At 34.1% G+C, this 15409-nt stretch carries 15 protein-coding genes and 1 tRNA gene; 5 read left to right on the top strand and 11 right to left on the bottom strand.

The features are described from left to right. The first annotated feature begins 15 nt into the window (after window positions 1-15). Window positions 16-89: transfer RNA gene (locus tag Q0983_RS07805), tRNA-Ile, on the top strand. Window positions 90-335: 246 nt separating this feature from the next. On the opposite strand, the gene Q0983_RS07800 is transcribed toward Q0983_RS07805, so the two are convergent. The 6 genes from Q0983_RS07800 to Q0983_RS07775 form a co-directional block, all read right to left on the bottom strand. After that, window positions 336-704: an ASCH domain-containing protein gene (locus Q0983_RS07800; protein WP_299550988.1), complete on the bottom strand. Its 369-nt coding sequence runs from the start codon at window positions 702-704 to the stop codon at window positions 336-338. Further along, complete coding sequence (locus Q0983_RS07795; RefSeq protein WP_299550985.1) at window positions 682-2187, bottom strand: PIN domain-containing protein; 1506 nt, start codon at window positions 2185-2187, stop codon at window positions 682-684. Before Q0983_RS07795 ends, Q0983_RS07800 begins: the two co-directional genes overlap by 23 nt. A 4-nt stretch (window positions 2188-2191) precedes the next feature. Further along, complete coding sequence (locus Q0983_RS07790; RefSeq protein ID WP_299550982.1) at window positions 2192-3022, bottom strand: HNH endonuclease; 831 nt, start codon at window positions 3020-3022, stop codon at window positions 2192-2194. Continuing rightward, window positions 3019-4083, bottom strand: a complete 1065-nt coding sequence (locus tag Q0983_RS07785) for a hypothetical protein (protein ID WP_299550979.1) — start codon at window positions 4081-4083, stop codon at window positions 3019-3021. The genes Q0983_RS07790 and Q0983_RS07785 overlap by 4 nt, the downstream gene beginning before the upstream one ends. A gap of 52 nt (window positions 4084-4135) precedes the next feature. Continuing rightward, window positions 4136-4669 carry an ATP-binding protein gene (locus Q0983_RS07780; RefSeq protein ID WP_299550976.1) on the bottom strand — a complete coding sequence of 178 codons (534 nt, stop codon included), beginning with the start codon at window positions 4667-4669 and terminating at the stop codon, window positions 4136-4138. 264 nt (window positions 4670-4933) lie between these two features. Next, window positions 4934-5155 (bottom strand): helix-turn-helix transcriptional regulator, encoded by a 222-nt coding sequence (locus tag Q0983_RS07775; RefSeq protein WP_299550973.1) that lies wholly within the window; start codon window positions 5153-5155, stop codon window positions 4934-4936. A gap of 113 nt (window positions 5156-5268) precedes the next feature. Here Q0983_RS07775 and Q0983_RS07770 point away from each other — a divergent pair, with 113 nt between their 5' ends. Next, the gene (locus Q0983_RS07770; RefSeq protein ID WP_299550970.1) at window positions 5269-5568 is read left to right on the top strand and encodes a hypothetical protein; all 300 of its coding nucleotides are present in this window, start codon (window positions 5269-5271) and stop codon (window positions 5566-5568) included. Between the two features lie 41 nt (window positions 5569-5609). Here the strand turns inward: Q0983_RS07770 and corA are convergent, their stop codons facing one another. From corA to ppk2, 4 genes are all read right to left on the bottom strand, one after another. Continuing rightward, complete coding sequence (gene corA, locus Q0983_RS07765) at window positions 5610-6665, bottom strand: magnesium/cobalt transporter CorA (RefSeq protein WP_299550967.1); 1056 nt, start codon at window positions 6663-6665, stop codon at window positions 5610-5612. A 7-nt stretch (window positions 6666-6672) separates the two neighbouring features. Continuing rightward, the gene (locus tag Q0983_RS07760) at window positions 6673-7530 is read right to left on the bottom strand and encodes a mechanosensitive ion channel family protein (RefSeq protein WP_299550964.1); all 858 of its coding nucleotides are present in this window, start codon (window positions 7528-7530) and stop codon (window positions 6673-6675) included. A 5-nt stretch (window positions 7531-7535) separates the two neighbouring features. Further along, window positions 7536-8306: a hypothetical protein gene (locus Q0983_RS07755; RefSeq protein WP_299550961.1), complete on the bottom strand. Its 771-nt coding sequence runs from the start codon at window positions 8304-8306 to the stop codon at window positions 7536-7538. Between the two features lie 313 nt (window positions 8307-8619). Further along, complete coding sequence (ppk2, locus tag Q0983_RS07750) at window positions 8620-9357, bottom strand: polyphosphate kinase 2 (RefSeq protein ID WP_299550958.1); 738 nt, start codon at window positions 9355-9357, stop codon at window positions 8620-8622. 450 nt (window positions 9358-9807) lie between these two features. On the opposite strand from ppk2, the gene Q0983_RS07745 reads away from it, so the two are divergent. From Q0983_RS07745 to Q0983_RS07735, 3 genes are all read left to right on the top strand, one after another. Beyond that, window positions 9808-11202 carry a tetratricopeptide repeat protein gene (locus Q0983_RS07745; protein ID WP_299550955.1) on the top strand — a complete coding sequence of 465 codons (1395 nt, stop codon included), beginning with the start codon at window positions 9808-9810 and terminating at the stop codon, window positions 11200-11202. Window positions 11203-11268: 66 nt separating this feature from the next. After that, complete coding sequence (locus Q0983_RS07740) at window positions 11269-14196, top strand: FAD-binding and (Fe-S)-binding domain-containing protein (RefSeq protein WP_299550952.1); 2928 nt, start codon at window positions 11269-11271, stop codon at window positions 14194-14196. A 313-nt stretch (window positions 14197-14509) separates the two neighbouring features. Further along, window positions 14510-14710 carry a hypothetical protein gene (locus Q0983_RS07735; protein ID WP_299550949.1) on the top strand — a complete coding sequence of 67 codons (201 nt, stop codon included), beginning with the start codon at window positions 14510-14512 and terminating at the stop codon, window positions 14708-14710. Here Q0983_RS07735 and Q0983_RS07730 read toward each other — a convergent pair whose 3' ends face one another. Continuing rightward, entirely contained in the window at window positions 14711-15310 is a 600-nt protein-coding gene (locus Q0983_RS07730; RefSeq protein WP_299550946.1) for a riboflavin synthase, read from the bottom strand. Between the last annotated feature and the right edge of the window lie 99 nt (window positions 15311-15409).

Below are 15409 nucleotides of genomic sequence, written 5' to 3'. Positions count from 1 at the left end.
TGCACTCCAATTTCAGGTCCTATAACTCAGTTGGTTAGAGTATCTGACTCATAATCAGAAAGTCCCTGGTTCGAGCCCAGGTGGGACCACGAAGTGGTACAAAGCCTCAGCTAAAAAGCTGAGGCTTTTTTATGGAATAAACCTGGGTGAGAGGTTTATCCCGCCTTGGCGGGAAGCCCAGGTCTGTGACGCTTTAGCGTTATGGGACCACGAAGTGGTTTAAAACTTCGCACTCTATTTTCAGGATCAACACTTTTTGTTGGCGTTACCAATTAGTTCGAAGTTATGCTTATACAGGCTCAACACGGGAAAACTTCGAAGAGTAGGTTAGGGAATTATAAATATACATATGATTGAGGAGGAAAGACGTTGAAATCTTCTTTGATACATAAAGGCTGATTATATTTTTTTGTCTCTTTTATCTTGATTGCATGTGCAATTTCCCTATTGGCAAAATACTCATAAAAAAAATCCTCCGTTATTCCGGATTGTAATTTTGTAGTTTCCCATAAATCTTTAGGGCTGGAAGTAATGATATCATCTATTTCAAATTCTCCTATTACCCTTTTTACGGGTGATGAAGCATAAACAATAACTGTTTTGATCTCAGGTTTTTTAAAGATAACTTTTCTAAACTCAAATTTTTTAATTCCGTCAAATATTTTGAATGCAAATTCAGGTTTAATCGACAATAAAACTCTCATCGCTTTTTGTGGCTTTTAAAATTGTGGTTAACTGTTCTTTCGATATTTTTTTAAATCCTCTTGGAGCATCGTTCACTCCAGCAAGTACTCGCAAATCTATTAATTCTTTCATGTTTATTCTATGGGGAAAAGAATAATTATATAGGAATTTAACAACAAATGGTTTCTCTGGAGAATAATTCCACATTTTGCGTAATTGTTCTTCTGGAAACACGCTACTTTTTCTGCAATATAATATAAATTCATCTTCATTGACAAAATTATATTTTACTTCTTGAACAATGCCAATCGTAGAAATCACGCTTTTATAATACCCTCCTGTCATATAAAATATTAGTATATCACCCTTACTGGGATGTGGTAATAAAGCTCTTGATACATAAACTTTATTTATTGAATTTCTATGAGGAAAATCTTCTATAAATTCTTCTGGAGACTCTGTGTTTAAAATAGAATCGGGTAATAATTCTGTGTGATATTCAGGATAGATTGGGACTATATAGCAATCATTTTTTCTTGAAATATATGGATAGGTATGTCTCAACTTATTTGGGTTTACTTTTTTAGTAAAGTCTCTAACATAAACTAATTCATTATTTCCTTTTTTACCCCACTGAACAAACCCCCATTTTTCAAAAAGGTCAATTAACCTTCTTTGCCCTTCTCTTTTATCGAAAATGGTGACATATATTTCATCAACCTTATTTTTAAGTGCATTGTCAAAGATTATTTTCATAAATCGCTCACCTAATCTAAAACCATTGTTAATGACTTTAAATGTTCCAATTTTCAACCTTTTTTTCGAACTAAATTTAGGTAATATGTCGTTGTAGTTCTCATGTTTATTTTCAATCTTCAAATAAAGAAAGGAAAGTAATAAACCGTTGTTTGAGTTCACAGTTATATAAGCTTCTTCATCAAATTTTTTAATGAACCATTTGTCAAAGCCGTGATAATCTTCTTTTAGACTTGAAAAAAAATCATCATCAAGGTTTATTCTTCCAAATTTTAATTTCTGAACATTTAGAACCTTATAATTTACCAAGTCCGGGTGTTCGGCAAATGTTTTTTCCAAAAATGAGTCAATCGTATATACTTTATGATCAATTCCTAGTTCAAGTGCTTTTTTGTGCATTTTTTTGTCTTCGGTAATTAATATATCAACCCTTTCTACGAAGACTTCATTTAAAAGCTGCGTGTCATTCCTATCATTTTGATTAACATCAATGTTCTCTGATACAGCTGTTACTTCAGGTTGTATTGGAGAAGGAATTTCTATTTTTTCATAGCTTTCTAGTTTTATCTGAAAAGTTTCAACAGCTTGATGATTTTTATATTTCTTAATTTCAGTTATTGTCACTGAGTGCACATATTTAGTATATTTAGCTCTATCTAGCCAACGGTACAATATTCCAACATCTTGGTTCACTACTTTAGATGCTTCTCTATGAATAATAATATTTGTATCAAGTAAAGCTCTCATATATTTAAGTTTGAATGAAATTCCGTTTTTCCATTTGTAGAATTGATTTATTATCATTATTAGATAGCCACTTCAAGTATCTATCTAGTCCTGTATTAGTTAAATTTATGGTATATTCAACACCCATAATTGCCATTACAAAATATAAATTATCTAATCGATTATCTTCTCCATTGATAGTTGGTTTATCGGGAATAAAGAAGTCATACTCATTCATTATTTCCATTGTTTTATCAGACTTCCTGTCGTAGCTAATTTGATTCTCATCGTAAATTCTTCTAATATAATATGGCCAGAGAGTGTAACCTTTTCCATATCTTACAAAGTGACGTAGTTCATCTAAACCATCATTTTCAACAAAATCATTTTGCCAACCTTCACACGAAGACACTCTTTTTGCAAGTGCTTCTAGAGCAATTTTACCAATAAACTTAGATACATTTAAATTATCTTTTGGGGGTTTATCGTAAAGTGGAATATAAATTTTATCATAATTTTCTATAGAATCCCAGACATTTTTGTCCTCTACAACAATTTTTAGGGTATTGCTTTCGCTTGGGAAAACCTTTAATTCCGTTTCATTTTTATTTTTCATAAATCCTGGGATACCAGGTATTTTTCCCTTTTTAGTCTCGATTGCTTTTCTTCCTCTTAGTGATGCATAATATGGCATTTCTAAGACTGGTTTTTCAATCTTAAGAGCAAAATAATTGTTACAAGAATCACAAACGATGCCTTTTGAAAGTACTTGCTTTTTATTTCCCAGACTTTCAGGTATAATGTGCTCAACAGACTTTGAATTAGAACTATCCTTTTTACAGAAGATACACCTCATCTATTTTTTTTAAATATTGAACGAGCCCTTTCCCATAAACTATCAAGATAATTTTTTAACCAAGGCCACAAAAAGAAAAGTATCATACTAATCACAATAATAATTGCAATGTAAATCTCAAGTGGTAGTTCTTTTATAATTTCTCGAAATCCTTTTTCTGAATTTAGAGTGTTCCTATATCCAGGAATAAATAATAGAATTCCGCAAACAATATTAATTAGTATTGCTAAGGAAAATTGACCAAAGCCTATTCTTTCTTTAGAATAAATAGAGAAAAACGAATATGATTCTTCAGATTTCTTCTTATTAAAAATCACTATCAATTCATCTTTTTTCACTCGCTTATCACCTAAATATTTATTGAAGGATTCATACTCTAGAGTCCTTACATTCTTTAAAGAGGAATTGTCATAAAACAAAATATCATATTTGTTAGGCACTATATTAAATGAAAAACATTGTTCAATTTCACAGATTTCTTTATCGTTAAAAAAGTCTATTTGATCATCTGGAATATTTCTTTTCTCGTTGATTTTGATATCATGAATAATGGTTGACTTACCAATTCCTTTCTTTCGCATGGATATATAAGAAATTGTTGGTTTCACCCAAAACCTAAAATAAACATTTGGTCTTTCTTCGTCTGGGAGAGCGCGATATGAGTTTAGGTTAATGGTAGTTGTGATAAATTGGTCTCTAGTTTTGTCAAGAGCAACTGGCATTAGGCACAACCTATTCCTATTTGAAAATGTATGGATTACACCTGTCCTGTTTAAACCACCATCTAAAGAATGAGTACTGCTGACCGAATCATTAAAAATAAACCTACTATTCTCAGAATTTCTTAGTTTACCGTATAAATCTTTGACTTCACAAGATTTATTCATCCATGGAATAAATAAGGATATGGATAAACTATCTTCTGTAATTGATTTATTATCAACTTCAAAACCAAATTCAATTAGAGAGCTGTTATTATTAAACTCCCAAGTACACATATGGAACCTCTTTAATACAATTGGGATGTTGCCGTCTGAGAACACAAAAAATGAGTTTTCCATAATAGCTATTTGTTAAAACAGTGTATTGTTGTCATGTTCAAAATCCTTTATTTCACATAGTAATACGGAGAGAATTCATAATCTTTTGGTAGTCTTTTTGAGTACCGATATTTAAAATCACTCCCAATTCTTTTGATAAATGCCTTGCATGAGATAACTCGCTATCTTGTAAATTCTTCAGTAAAGAATATTGGTAAGATTTTCTGTCTCTTTTTTCAAGTCGCTTCTTTATCTCAGGTATTTCTCCTAAAATAATCGCTAATGATACTGGAGAAATTTGTTTAAAAGTCATTAAAGGAACATTTACAATTTCATTTTTATTATTGAGCAAACAAAAATGACCATCTAATAAATAGGTTTTATCCTTTGAAATAGTGTTTTCTAAACCCATTATCAGCCTATTCTGCGTTTCATTTATATCCTTTACTCTTTTATTTTTTAAATCGCTGTTTAATTCTTTCCACTTCAAAAGCTCACTTGCTGATAAATATTCAATATTTAGATCATTACAAATTTTTTTGCATATGGTACTCTTGCCTACACCGTGTATGCCACCTACAAAAATAATTCTCGAACTATTTTTCATCAGTTCTTCTGAGTTGTTTCAATTGATATTTAATAATAGGGAGAGATTAACCAAATATACGAATTTTCTTAAAAACCTGTAATTAGTTTTTTTAGGCTGTAATGGACCAATTTAAAACCCAAACTACATTTGAAATTTGGTTTTTTATTATAAGTGTATAGTCAGATAGTTGTTTACTACTTCTTGATTCCAGTTTGAATTTCTTAAGGCTTTTTGGAATTCGTGCAGTGTTTATAACTCTACATCAATAATAGAGTATAGATATTACTCCCCAATCATTTTAAAAAATTCTGATATTTTTATTTCACGAGCTTCGCAGATTCTTTCCAGTGTAGTTAAAGAAATACCACTTCCCTCAGGTTTTAGTATTCTTCTAACTACTTTTTCGTCTATGGCATGGTCTTTAGCAAATTGTCGATTGGATTCGTATTCACTAATCCATTCAGATGCTATGTAATTACAGATTTTTTTCTTTAGACTAACCATATAGAACAAAGTAATGGCTTGTCTTAAACAATAATGCGGAAAAAATTCCGCAATGTAAAATTTATTCCTATATTTGAGAAGCACAAATCCAAAATACATGACAAAACCATAAAATGACACCACAGGAATTTAAGACAAACTATTGCCATACGCTGCATACAGACCCTGAAACCCATCTGACTGACGGGCAGGCCAAACAGTGCTATATAAAAGTCCCTATCAGTGACTTAAATGAACTTGCCTATATGCAGGAATCCTTACTAAACGGTGTATTAATGTTGGCTCAACTGGAACCAAGCCAATATAAAAACCAACAAATGCAAAGTACCATGTATTGGTTATGCCGGCTGGCCCAAAACAGTTGCCCGCATGAAGAAATCAATGGGTTGAACGAATGGTTACAACAGGACTAAGCGGATTTGTACAAACCTGCTTTTTCTCCTAAGTAATAAAGTTACAGCCACTTCTTTTTCTTGAAAAAGTAAATCATAACCACAAAGATGAAGATCATGACTCCCCAAAGAATAAAGTATGCGTATTTATATTTTAATTCAGGAATATTTTCAAAATTCATTCCATATATTCCGGCCAGAAACGTTAAGGGAATAAATATTACAGAGATGATCGTAAGCAGTTGCATGACTTTATTCATCTTAAAGCTAACCTCTGAAATAAAAAGGTCTTGCAGGCCATTTAATATATCTCTATACGATTCTACCGTATCCATGATTTGAATGGTGTTTTCATATAAATTCCTTATGAAAACACGGCTGTTTTCCTGAACAAAAGCACTTTCTGTTTTATAAAAATTAGCGATGGCTTCTCTAAGGGGTACTATAGACTTGCGAAAAGCCAATAACTCTTTTTTCAAATGATGAATTTTATTTTTATTGCTATCATCCACACTTTCCACCATCTTGTCTTCTAAGGCTTCAATATGAGATTCAATACTTTCCAGGGCAATGTAATAATTGTCTACGGTCTCATCCATTAAAGCGTAGGCAAGATAATCAGCCCCTCGCAGTTTTATACGGGGGCTGTCAGAATTAATACGCTTTCTAACAGACTCGAACAAGTCACTTTCTGTTTCCTGAAATGTTGCCACGAACCCTTTATTAAAATAGATGGCTACATGTTCTCTTTTCAATTCTAATGTTTCAGAATCAAACTTTAAGGAGCGAAGCAGAATGAAATTCCCTTTGGGGTATTCTTCAAACTTGGGCCTTTGGTGGATGTCAACAACAGCTTCTAATATTAACGGGTGAATGTCAAATGTGCTTCCAAAGAGACCAATTAATTCCGTATCATGCATGCCTCTAACATCGTACCAGTCAACCAAAGTGTCCTCAGACCTGGTTAAAGTTGATTTTGAATGACTATCTATGACTCTTTCCGTTAAATTATTGGAGTCATATTGCAAATGATGAATGACTACCTTATCAACTTTTCTATTTCCGGTAAAAACTATGGAACCGGGAGCAAGACCTATTTTTTTCTTTTGTTTATTCATAATAGATTTACCCGTTATTAATGGCTTTTTCTTTGTGAACGATCGTTCTGTGAGGGAATGGAATTTCTATACCTTCCCTGTCAAATCTCAATTTAATACTTTCAAGTAAATCACAACCCATTTTAAAGGAATCGGCAGAGTCTTTGGCCCAGGCCCAACCTCGTAAATTAACAGATGAATCTGCCAATTGTATAACTTTTACGGGCGCTAATTCTTCTCCTTCATTTTTTTGAATGTCTGTTCTGTTGTCTATATGCAGAGGATGGTTTAAAATTTCACTTTTTATGATAGATTTTGCCAATTCAATATCGGAGTCATAGCTAATTCCAATATCTATCCATTTACATATTTTATCATCGCCATAATCAGAATTAGTGATAATTTCCTGGCTTATAATTGAATTTGGAATAATGATCCTTCTATTCTCAAAATCTCTTATAACAGTATGCCTGAGACTTATATCTTCTACCATGCCAATCCTGCCTCCAACATTGAGCCGGTCATTTATTCTGAATGGTTTAAATATGACAATAAATATGCCACTAATAATATTACTGAGTGCATGCTGAGAAGCAAAACCTACGGCTACAGCCAGGACACCTGCCCCTGCTAAAAGAGAGGTAGCTAAAAGCCTTAATTTTGGCATGGTATATATGGCTATACTTGTACCAACTATGTAAATTAAAGCAATTACCAAATGCCTTAAAAATTGATAGTTGGTTGGGTCTGTTTTCATCAGTTCAGTAGATTTCCTTATCTGACGCTTAAAGAATTTATTGACCAAAAAGGAAACTAAAAAAGTCAATAATATGATACCGGCAAAGGTTAATATATGCTCCAAATTATCAAGTAGCTTTTCTTTCATTTACATTAAGTGTTTAATTTGTCAGAAGTGTATTTGAATACTAAAGTAGGGGCTTCTATTTCATTTAGAAAGCCTAATACAGTACTGGGGTCGGCCATTTTTTGCCAAAAATTTCTTTTATGCGTAGTCAGTACCAGGCAGTCATAATCTGGTTGAGTATTGGAAGATTCCTGTTCCATAAATTCATCAATTGTTAAATCCTTATGACAGAATGTGATATTTGTATCTGCTATTTCATGCTTTAAATATTTAATCCATCTGTGATGCTCAGGGGTTTCTTTAAAATTTCTTGAAAAGTGAAGCACTTCAATAACAGCATTTGGAACGTTATTTTTTAACCATTGGATATTGATGAAGTCATCCTGTTTAAAATCTGTTAAATAGGCAAACTTGCGTATTGGCTCATAAGAATTGTTTTCCGGTATAAGTAGCGTAGGGAGGTCAGAAATGTTTAACAATATTTGTTTAAAAATATCATTACTGTAAATACCAAATCTTTTAAAGGTTGTTTGCCTGGCAATGATTAAATCAATTTTTTGCTCATTAATAAAAGTATCTAAGCATTGCCTGATATTGCCGTGCACTATTTTGGTGGATACCCAGGAAGACTCAATGATATCGTTAGTATTCTTTAATACGAAGGACTCTAGTTCTTTTTTATTTGGCACTGTTTGAGAACTTGTCCTTAGTCCTAATCTACTGTGGTAATGCGGAGCTGAAACAAAAACAGGGTCATGCTTCTCTTCAATTTTTAAAACATGAAAGCGTAAGTCCAAATCTCTGCATAATTTAGCCGTGTATCTAAGTAATGGAATGGAATTTCCATCAATATTTCCTATTAAGAGTATATGTTTTATTGTGTTGACTTTTAAAGGTTTATAACTACTAATTTAATAATTTATTTCCAGCCTTATTAGTGTAAATTAAACTTGTTTTTAATCTAATTTTAGAATCCTTTTTGTTCCCAATATCCAGAAGGGACTTATTAATAGGGTCAAAGAAATAATTATGACCGTAAGTTGATAACTAAAGTGTAAACTTTTATAAGATTGGTGATTTGTAATGAATTGGGGTGGATAAAGCCTTATTCTAAATTACATATTTTACAATATTCTTATCCGGAGAAAGTCTAACACCGGTATCTCCTTTTTTGTTATAATCTAATTTATTAATGACACAACGCATCGCCTCTTTACGAGCTACTTCCCTTTCATTTCCATTTATAATGATCCATGGCGATTTTTGAGTACTGGTATTTTGAAACATTTTTTCTTTATACTCTGTGAATTCTTCCCATTTTGATTGGGCCTCTGCATCAACACTACTTAATTTCCACTGTTTTAAAGGGTTGTGGATGCGGTCATCTAACCGTTTCTTTTGTTCCCGGGCATTTATGGAAAACCAGAACTTAAACATGTGTAGTCCATCTTCAATTAGCATGGATTCTAACTGGACAACTTGTTTGTTAAATAATTCGTGTTGCTCTTTTGAACAAAAACCCATCACAGGCTCAACAACGGCTCTGTTGTACCAACTTCTATCAAATAATACTATTTGACCCGGCCCGGGTAAATGTTCAATATAACGTTGAAAATACCATTGTCCCGATTCAACTTCCGTAGGTTTAGATAGAGCAACAACTTTAAAAAGACGAGGATTTAAATATCTTATGAAACGCATTATTGCTCCTCCTTTTCCTGCGGTATCCCTACCTTCAAAAAGCATAATAACACGTTGGTTGGTTTCTTTAACATGTTGTTGTAACCATACCATTTCTGTTTGCAGGCTAATATATTCCGGGTCCTCTTCTGAATTAATAAGTTTCATATAAGCGTTGATTAAAGAATTAAAATGAGTTAAAATCTAACTTTAAAGATAATTGGTTTTGGTCTAAAAACTTAGGTTTGTAATGGTAAAACAGCAGATCATTAGAGTTCTGAGTTCCATGCAGGGAACGCAGGGCATCTCTTTTACTACTTATGAAAAAAGACTAGAATAAATTAGCATCTATAGTTTTATTCTCAAATGGTTTAGCACATTGGAAAACTTGGTACCCCTGCCGTCAAAAACTGGGACGATCATTATAAAAAGGAGTCTTAGGTTTTGGGCAAAGCAGTTCGGATTATTTTAAAGTAGGGGGTCCTTGAAGGGGTAGAGCATGAAAAGGCCTTGGCGATAGCCGGGCTTTTATCATTTTAACCAGATTCAAATATGGCTAAACTTCGGCACATATTTTGTGGCTTATTTTATTAACAAAATCCTAATAACTAACTCGTTATGAAAATCAAGATCACCATATTGCTAATGTGTTTTATGGGTTGCATGCACATGGGGTTTGCTCAAAAGGACATGGAATGCAAGACCAAACTTTCCATTTTTCATGAATACGTAAAATCGAAGAACTATGACAGAGCCTATGAACCCTGGCTGTTTGTCTGGAACCATTGCCCGGAATTGAGTATGGCTATCTATATTGACGGAGAGAAGCTACTAAAGAATAAGATCAAAAAGACGAAAGGTACTGAACAAAAAAAGTTCATTGAAGACCTATTAAAACTATGGGAAGACCGCGAGACTTATTTTCCGGATCAAACAGCGGATGGGGAATATATTTCTAAGGCCTATCAGCTTAGGTATAATTATAAGGAGCTGTTTCAAATATCTCAAGAGGCGTTGTACGAGGGTTTTGATAAAGCATTCCAAACCGATAAAAAAACATTCACCAATCCGAAAAGCCTGTATACGTATTTTTCTTTGATAGTGGATTTACAAGATGAAGGGAAAAAAACATTAAAGGAGGTTTTTGATAAGTATGATGACGTTAATGAAAAAATAGAAAACGAGGTTAAAAATTATTCGCTTAAACTAAATAAATTAATTGAAAAAGAAGATCAGGGCACCCCTTTAACCAAAAAAGAAATACAACGTAAAGCATCTTACGAAAGCTATTTAAAGAATTACAGTTTGATTTCTGATAATATTACTAAGCTACTTGATAAAAAAGCTGACTGTACCAACTTGATCCCGTTATATACCAGGGACTTTGAGATCCACAAAACAGATGCTGTTTGGTTAAAACGGGCCGTGAGTAGGCTGTATCATAAAAAGTGCACAGAAGCGGCTTTGTATGAAAAACTGGTTAAAGCCTATGATGAGGTAGCGCCTTCAGCAGATACCAAGATTTATGTGGTGACCGTCCTTATCAAAAACGGAAAAACAGAAGAAGTGAATAAGTATTTAGCCGAAGCATACGAGTTAGAAACCGATACATTTAAAAAATCCAGGTTAGCTTATAGAATAGGGTTGATTTTAAAGCAGAAAAAAAACTATAGTCAGGCCAGGAACTATTTTAGAAAAGCTCTGAAATTAAACCCCTCAAACGGAAGGCCTCATTTAGCTATAGCAGCCATGTATGCGGCCAGTGCCAATAACTGTGGCGATGATACATTTAATAAAAGGGCCGTCTATTGGCTAGCTGCCAAAGAAGCCAGAAAGGCTTCCAGGGTAGATCCCACCATAAAAAGGGATGCAGACAAATATGTTAAAAGATACGAGGCACTGGCACCTAGCAAACAGATGATATTCATTTGTGAGTGTTCCGGTAAAGAAATTAAAATCCCCTGCTGGATCCGGGAATCGGTTATAGTTCCTAAAATAGAAAAGGCCTCGTAAAATCTAAAAGACCGTTGTGGTTTAGGCTTTTTTTGTTTAAAGAATTATATTCGCTTAAAACATGTCATGCCTGGATCAAAAATCAATCGGAAATTAGCACGCCTGTCCACTCAATTAAAAGGAGACCTGTTTTTTGACGATCTACATAAAAGTATTTATGCAACCGATGCATCGGTGTATCGTAAAATACCGTTAGCAGTAGCTTTTCCAAAAGACAAAGAGGACATTAAGAAACTCATTGCTTTTGCACATGACAATGAAACAACTTTAATTCCCAGAACAGCAGGGACCTCATTGGCAGGCCAATGTGTAGGCGATGGTATGGTGGTGGATGTTTCCAAGTACTTCACGAACATTTTAGAATTTGATGAAGCAGAAAAGACCGTAACCGTTGAGCCCGGCATTATAAGGGATGAATTAAATAATTTTTTAGAGCCTTACGGCCTGTTTTTTTCACCCAATACCTCCACCAGTAACCGGTGTATGATAGGAGGCATGGTAGGAAATAATTCTTCGGGATCTACTTCTATTAAATATGGTGTTACCAGGGATAAGGTTCTGGAGTTAAAAACGATATTATCTGATGGTTCGGAAGCGACTTTTAATAGCCTAACCAAAGATGCGTTAGATGAAAAACTTCAGGGAGAAAGCCTGGAAAATTCAATTTATAAAACACTTTTTAATGAACTTTCCAACCCGGAGGTTCAGGCTGAAATTCATAAAGAATTCCCTAATAAAACCATTCATAGAAGAAATACGGGATACGCTGTTGATGCTTTTTTAGATAGCAACACCAAAGACGGATTATCTGAAAACATAAACGTCGCTAAACTACTATGCGGAAGCGAAGGGACCTTAGCATTTACTACAGCCATTAAATTACAACTAGATGAACTCCCGCCTAAAAAGGAAGTGTTTGTAATACCGCATTTTAAAAGTGTTCAGGAAAGTTTGGAAGCTACGGTAATAGCCATGAAGCACAATTTGTATTCCTGCGAATTACTGGATAAGACCATTTTGGATTGCACCAAAAATAACCGCGAACAACTAAAGAACAGGTTTTTTATCAATGGTGATCCGGAAGCTATTTTAATGTTGGAGCTAAGAGCAGGATCCGATGCTGAATTGGAAACACTTACCAATGATCTGATCCGGGATTTAAAAGACAATAATTTAGGTTATGCTTACCCAAGACTCTATAAAGAAGACATTAAAAAAGCTATTGCATTGAGAAAAGCCGGCTTGGGCTTGTTAGGCAATATTGTAGGCGATTCCAAAGCGGTGGCCTGTATTGAAGATACAGCCGTAGATTTACAAGACCTACCCAATTATATAGGGGAATTCACAAGTATGATGGATGGTTATGGTCAAAAAGCAGTTTATTATGCACATGCCGGAGCAGGGGAAATTCATTTAAGGCCTATTTTGAATTTGAAGGACTCCAAAGATGTTGTATTGTTCCGGGAAATTACCACCCAAACAGCCAAACTGGTAAAAAAATATAAAGGGTCATTTAGCGGGGAACATGGTGATGGTATTGTGAGAGCGGAGTTTTTAGCGTTGATGATCGGGCAAAGAAATTATGAACTGTTAAGGCGAATAAAGCACGCTTTCGATCCTGATAATGTGTTTAACCAGGGGAAGATTGTGGACGCATTTCCAATGGATCAATCCCTGCGATATGAAGTTGATAGAAAAGAACCAACAATCAACACCATATTAGATTTTTCTGATTCGGAAGGCTTGTTAAGAGCCGCAGAAAAATGTAATGGTTCCGGGGATTGCAGAAAGCCTGTATCTACCGGAGGTACTATGTGTCCCAGCTACAGAGCTACAAAAAATGAAAAGGATACCACCAGAGCGAGGGCTAATGTACTTCGGGAGTTTTTAACGAATTCGGATAAAGCAAACCGGTTTAATCATGAGGAATTAAAACAGGTTTTTGACCTTTGCCTGAGCTGTAAAGCCTGTGCCAGCGAGTGCCCCAGTAATGTGGATGTAGCCAGCTTTAAAGCAGAGTTTTTATATCAGTATCAAAAAGAAAATCCACCGTCATTCAAAATAAAAATGATGGCAAACAATGTCAGGTATAGTCAAAAAGGAAGTGTGTTTCCCGGGCTTACAAACGCCTTATTAAACACACGAGTTTCCAAAAATATCCTGGGAATTCACTCTGAAAGAAGTATTCCAAAATTGGCTGCTGTTACTTTTAGAAAATGGTATGCAAAACATAAAGATAACTATACGGAAAATCAGTTTGATAAAGGTGCCGTTTATTTATTTGTAGATGAATTTACCAATTATTACGATGTACAAATTGGTATCGACACGTTCGGGTTGCTTTCAAAGTTAGGATACAAAGTTAATATTGTGTCGCACGAAGAAAGTGGCAGAAGTTTTATATCAAAAGGGTTTTTGGATAAAGCAAAACAAATAGCGGATAAAAATGTGTCTGCCTTTTCTCAATTAATTTCAGATAAAACGCCTTTAATAGGAATAGAACCTTCTGCTATTTTATCGTTTAGAGATGAATACCTGCGTTTGGCGGAAAATAAAACGGCGGCTCGAAGCATATCAAAATGGGCATTCACTATTGAAGAATTCATTAAGAAAGAAGCCTCAAAAGGTAACATTTCGGAAAACCAATTTAATGATGAATCGTTAACAATAAAAATTCACGGGCATTGCCATCAAAAGGCACTAAGTAGCACAGAACCAACATTTTTCATGTTAAATCTTCCCAGGAATTACGCTGTTAGTATTATTAATTCCGGTTGCTGCGGTATGGCAGGTTCCTTTGGCTATGAAAAAGAACACTACCAGGTGAGTATGCAGGTAGGGGAAGATACCTTATTTCCAAAGATCAGGAACATGGAAGAGCATGTTGTAATTGGCGCGGCAGGGACAAGTTGCCGTCATCAAATTAAGGATGGCACAAACAGAAATGCCAAACACCCGGTGAGTATTTTAAAAGAAGCGCTTAAGTTAAACTAGATGTCAAAAAGGTATTTCATAACTGTTTTTTAGCACGGATTTAATAATTATTTAATACTCTGGAAATCAATTTGAAAAGCGCGCCGTAATTTAAACTCAAATTATATATATTTGCAATAAAAAGTAAAAGACGGTTGTTGCTTTTCCAGGTTAGCTATAATTTTTAGATAAAAAACACGTTTTTCTATGTAAAGAAAAACAATCACGAAACTTGCTTTTCATCGGTGATTTTATGCAGTTTGTAGATGTTTTTTAATGAAAAAAACTTAGGATAGTTTTTTCAACTCACATTTTTTCATACATTTGTGACCAAATGACGATACAAAATAGAAGAATATTTGCCTCAATCTTATTTGTATTAATAAGTTTTGTATGTGTTGCCCAGGAACCCCCAGTACCAGGACCTCCGCCACCGGTTGGTTTTCCTATTGATGGAGGTGTTATTTTAGGGGCTATTTTCGCATTATGCTACGGTGCAAGAAAAATTCTGATTCAGAATAATACAGATAAATAATTATTGACCGGCTAAATTCATCGTTACCAATTTTGTAACATACTTCCCTAATACATCAAACTCTAAATTTACTACAGTACCTTTTTTAAACGCATTGAAGTTCGTATGCTCATAAGTGTATGGTATAATAGCCACACTAAAACTATTCTTTTCAGAGTCTACAACGGTTAAACTGGTTCCGTTTACCGTGATAGAACCCTTTTCTATGGTAAGGTTATTCAATGAAGCGTCATATTCAAACGTAAAAAACCAACTGCCGTTTTCCTCTTTAATGTTTGTGCAAATTCCGGTTTGATCAACATGTCCCTGAACGATATGCCCGTCAAGTCTGTCACCCAGTTTCATAGCACGTTCCAGGTTTACCTTATCATTTAATTTCAGTTGCCCCAGATTAGATTTATCAAGTGTTTCTTTTATGGCAGTAACCGTATATTCATCATCATGGATGTCAACAACTGTTAAACAAACACCATTATGAGCCACACTTTGGTCTATTTTTAATTCTGAAGTAATATGACTTTTTACAGTGATATGAAGATTAGAATTTTCAGCTTTTAAATTTGAGATCATACCAATATCTTCAATAATTCCGGTAAACATAGTATTATCTGTTTATTTGGTTAAATTTGCATCTCCAAAAGTACGTGAATTTTTTCATTTAAATATTAGCAAAAGCTAAATGAAAAAATATATGGACTA

The sequence above is a fragment of the Seonamhaeicola sp. genome (genome assembly GCF_028281565.1).
GTDB lineage: Bacteria > Bacteroidota > Bacteroidia > Flavobacteriales > Flavobacteriaceae > Seonamhaeicola.
The sequence above is the reverse complement of the archived record's forward strand: the minus strand, read 5'-3'. Positions and strand labels throughout refer to the sequence as shown.

Coding starts and splice junctions, on each gene's coding strand:
- Q0983_RS07800 (WP_299550988.1), bottom strand. CDS start 704: ATGAGAGTTTTATTGTCGATTAAACCTGAATTTGCATTCAAAATATTT.
- Q0983_RS07795 (WP_299550985.1), bottom strand. CDS start 2,187: ATGAGAGCTTTACTTGATACAAATATTATTATTCATAGAGAAGCATCT.
- Q0983_RS07790 (WP_299550982.1), bottom strand. CDS start 3,022: ATGAGGTGTATCTTCTGTAAAAAGGATAGTTCTAATTCAAAGTCTGTT.
- Q0983_RS07785 (WP_299550979.1), bottom strand. CDS start 4,083: ATGGAAAACTCATTTTTTGTGTTCTCAGACGGCAACATCCCAATTGTA.
- Q0983_RS07780 (WP_299550976.1), bottom strand. CDS start 4,669: ATGAAAAATAGTTCGAGAATTATTTTTGTAGGTGGCATACACGGTGTA.
- Q0983_RS07775 (WP_299550973.1), bottom strand. CDS start 5,155: ATGGTTAGTCTAAAGAAAAAAATCTGTAATTACATAGCATCTGAATGG.
- Q0983_RS07770 (WP_299550970.1), top strand. CDS start 5,269: ATGACACCACAGGAATTTAAGACAAACTATTGCCATACGCTGCATACA.
- corA (WP_299550967.1), bottom strand. CDS start 6,665: ATGAATAAACAAAAGAAAAAAATAGGTCTTGCTCCCGGTTCCATAGTT.
- Q0983_RS07760 (WP_299550964.1), bottom strand. CDS start 7,530: ATGAAAGAAAAGCTACTTGATAATTTGGAGCATATATTAACCTTTGCC.
- ppk2 (WP_299550958.1), bottom strand. CDS start 9,357: ATGAAACTTATTAATTCAGAAGAGGACCCGGAATATATTAGCCTGCAA.
- Q0983_RS07745 (WP_299550955.1), top strand. CDS start 9,808: ATGAAAATCAAGATCACCATATTGCTAATGTGTTTTATGGGTTGCATG.
- Q0983_RS07740 (WP_299550952.1), top strand. CDS start 11,269: ATGCCTGGATCAAAAATCAATCGGAAATTAGCACGCCTGTCCACTCAA.
- Q0983_RS07735 (WP_299550949.1), top strand. CDS start 14,510: ATGACGATACAAAATAGAAGAATATTTGCCTCAATCTTATTTGTATTA.
- Q0983_RS07730 (WP_299550946.1), bottom strand. CDS start 15,310: ATGTTTACCGGAATTATTGAAGATATTGGTATGATCTCAAATTTAAAA.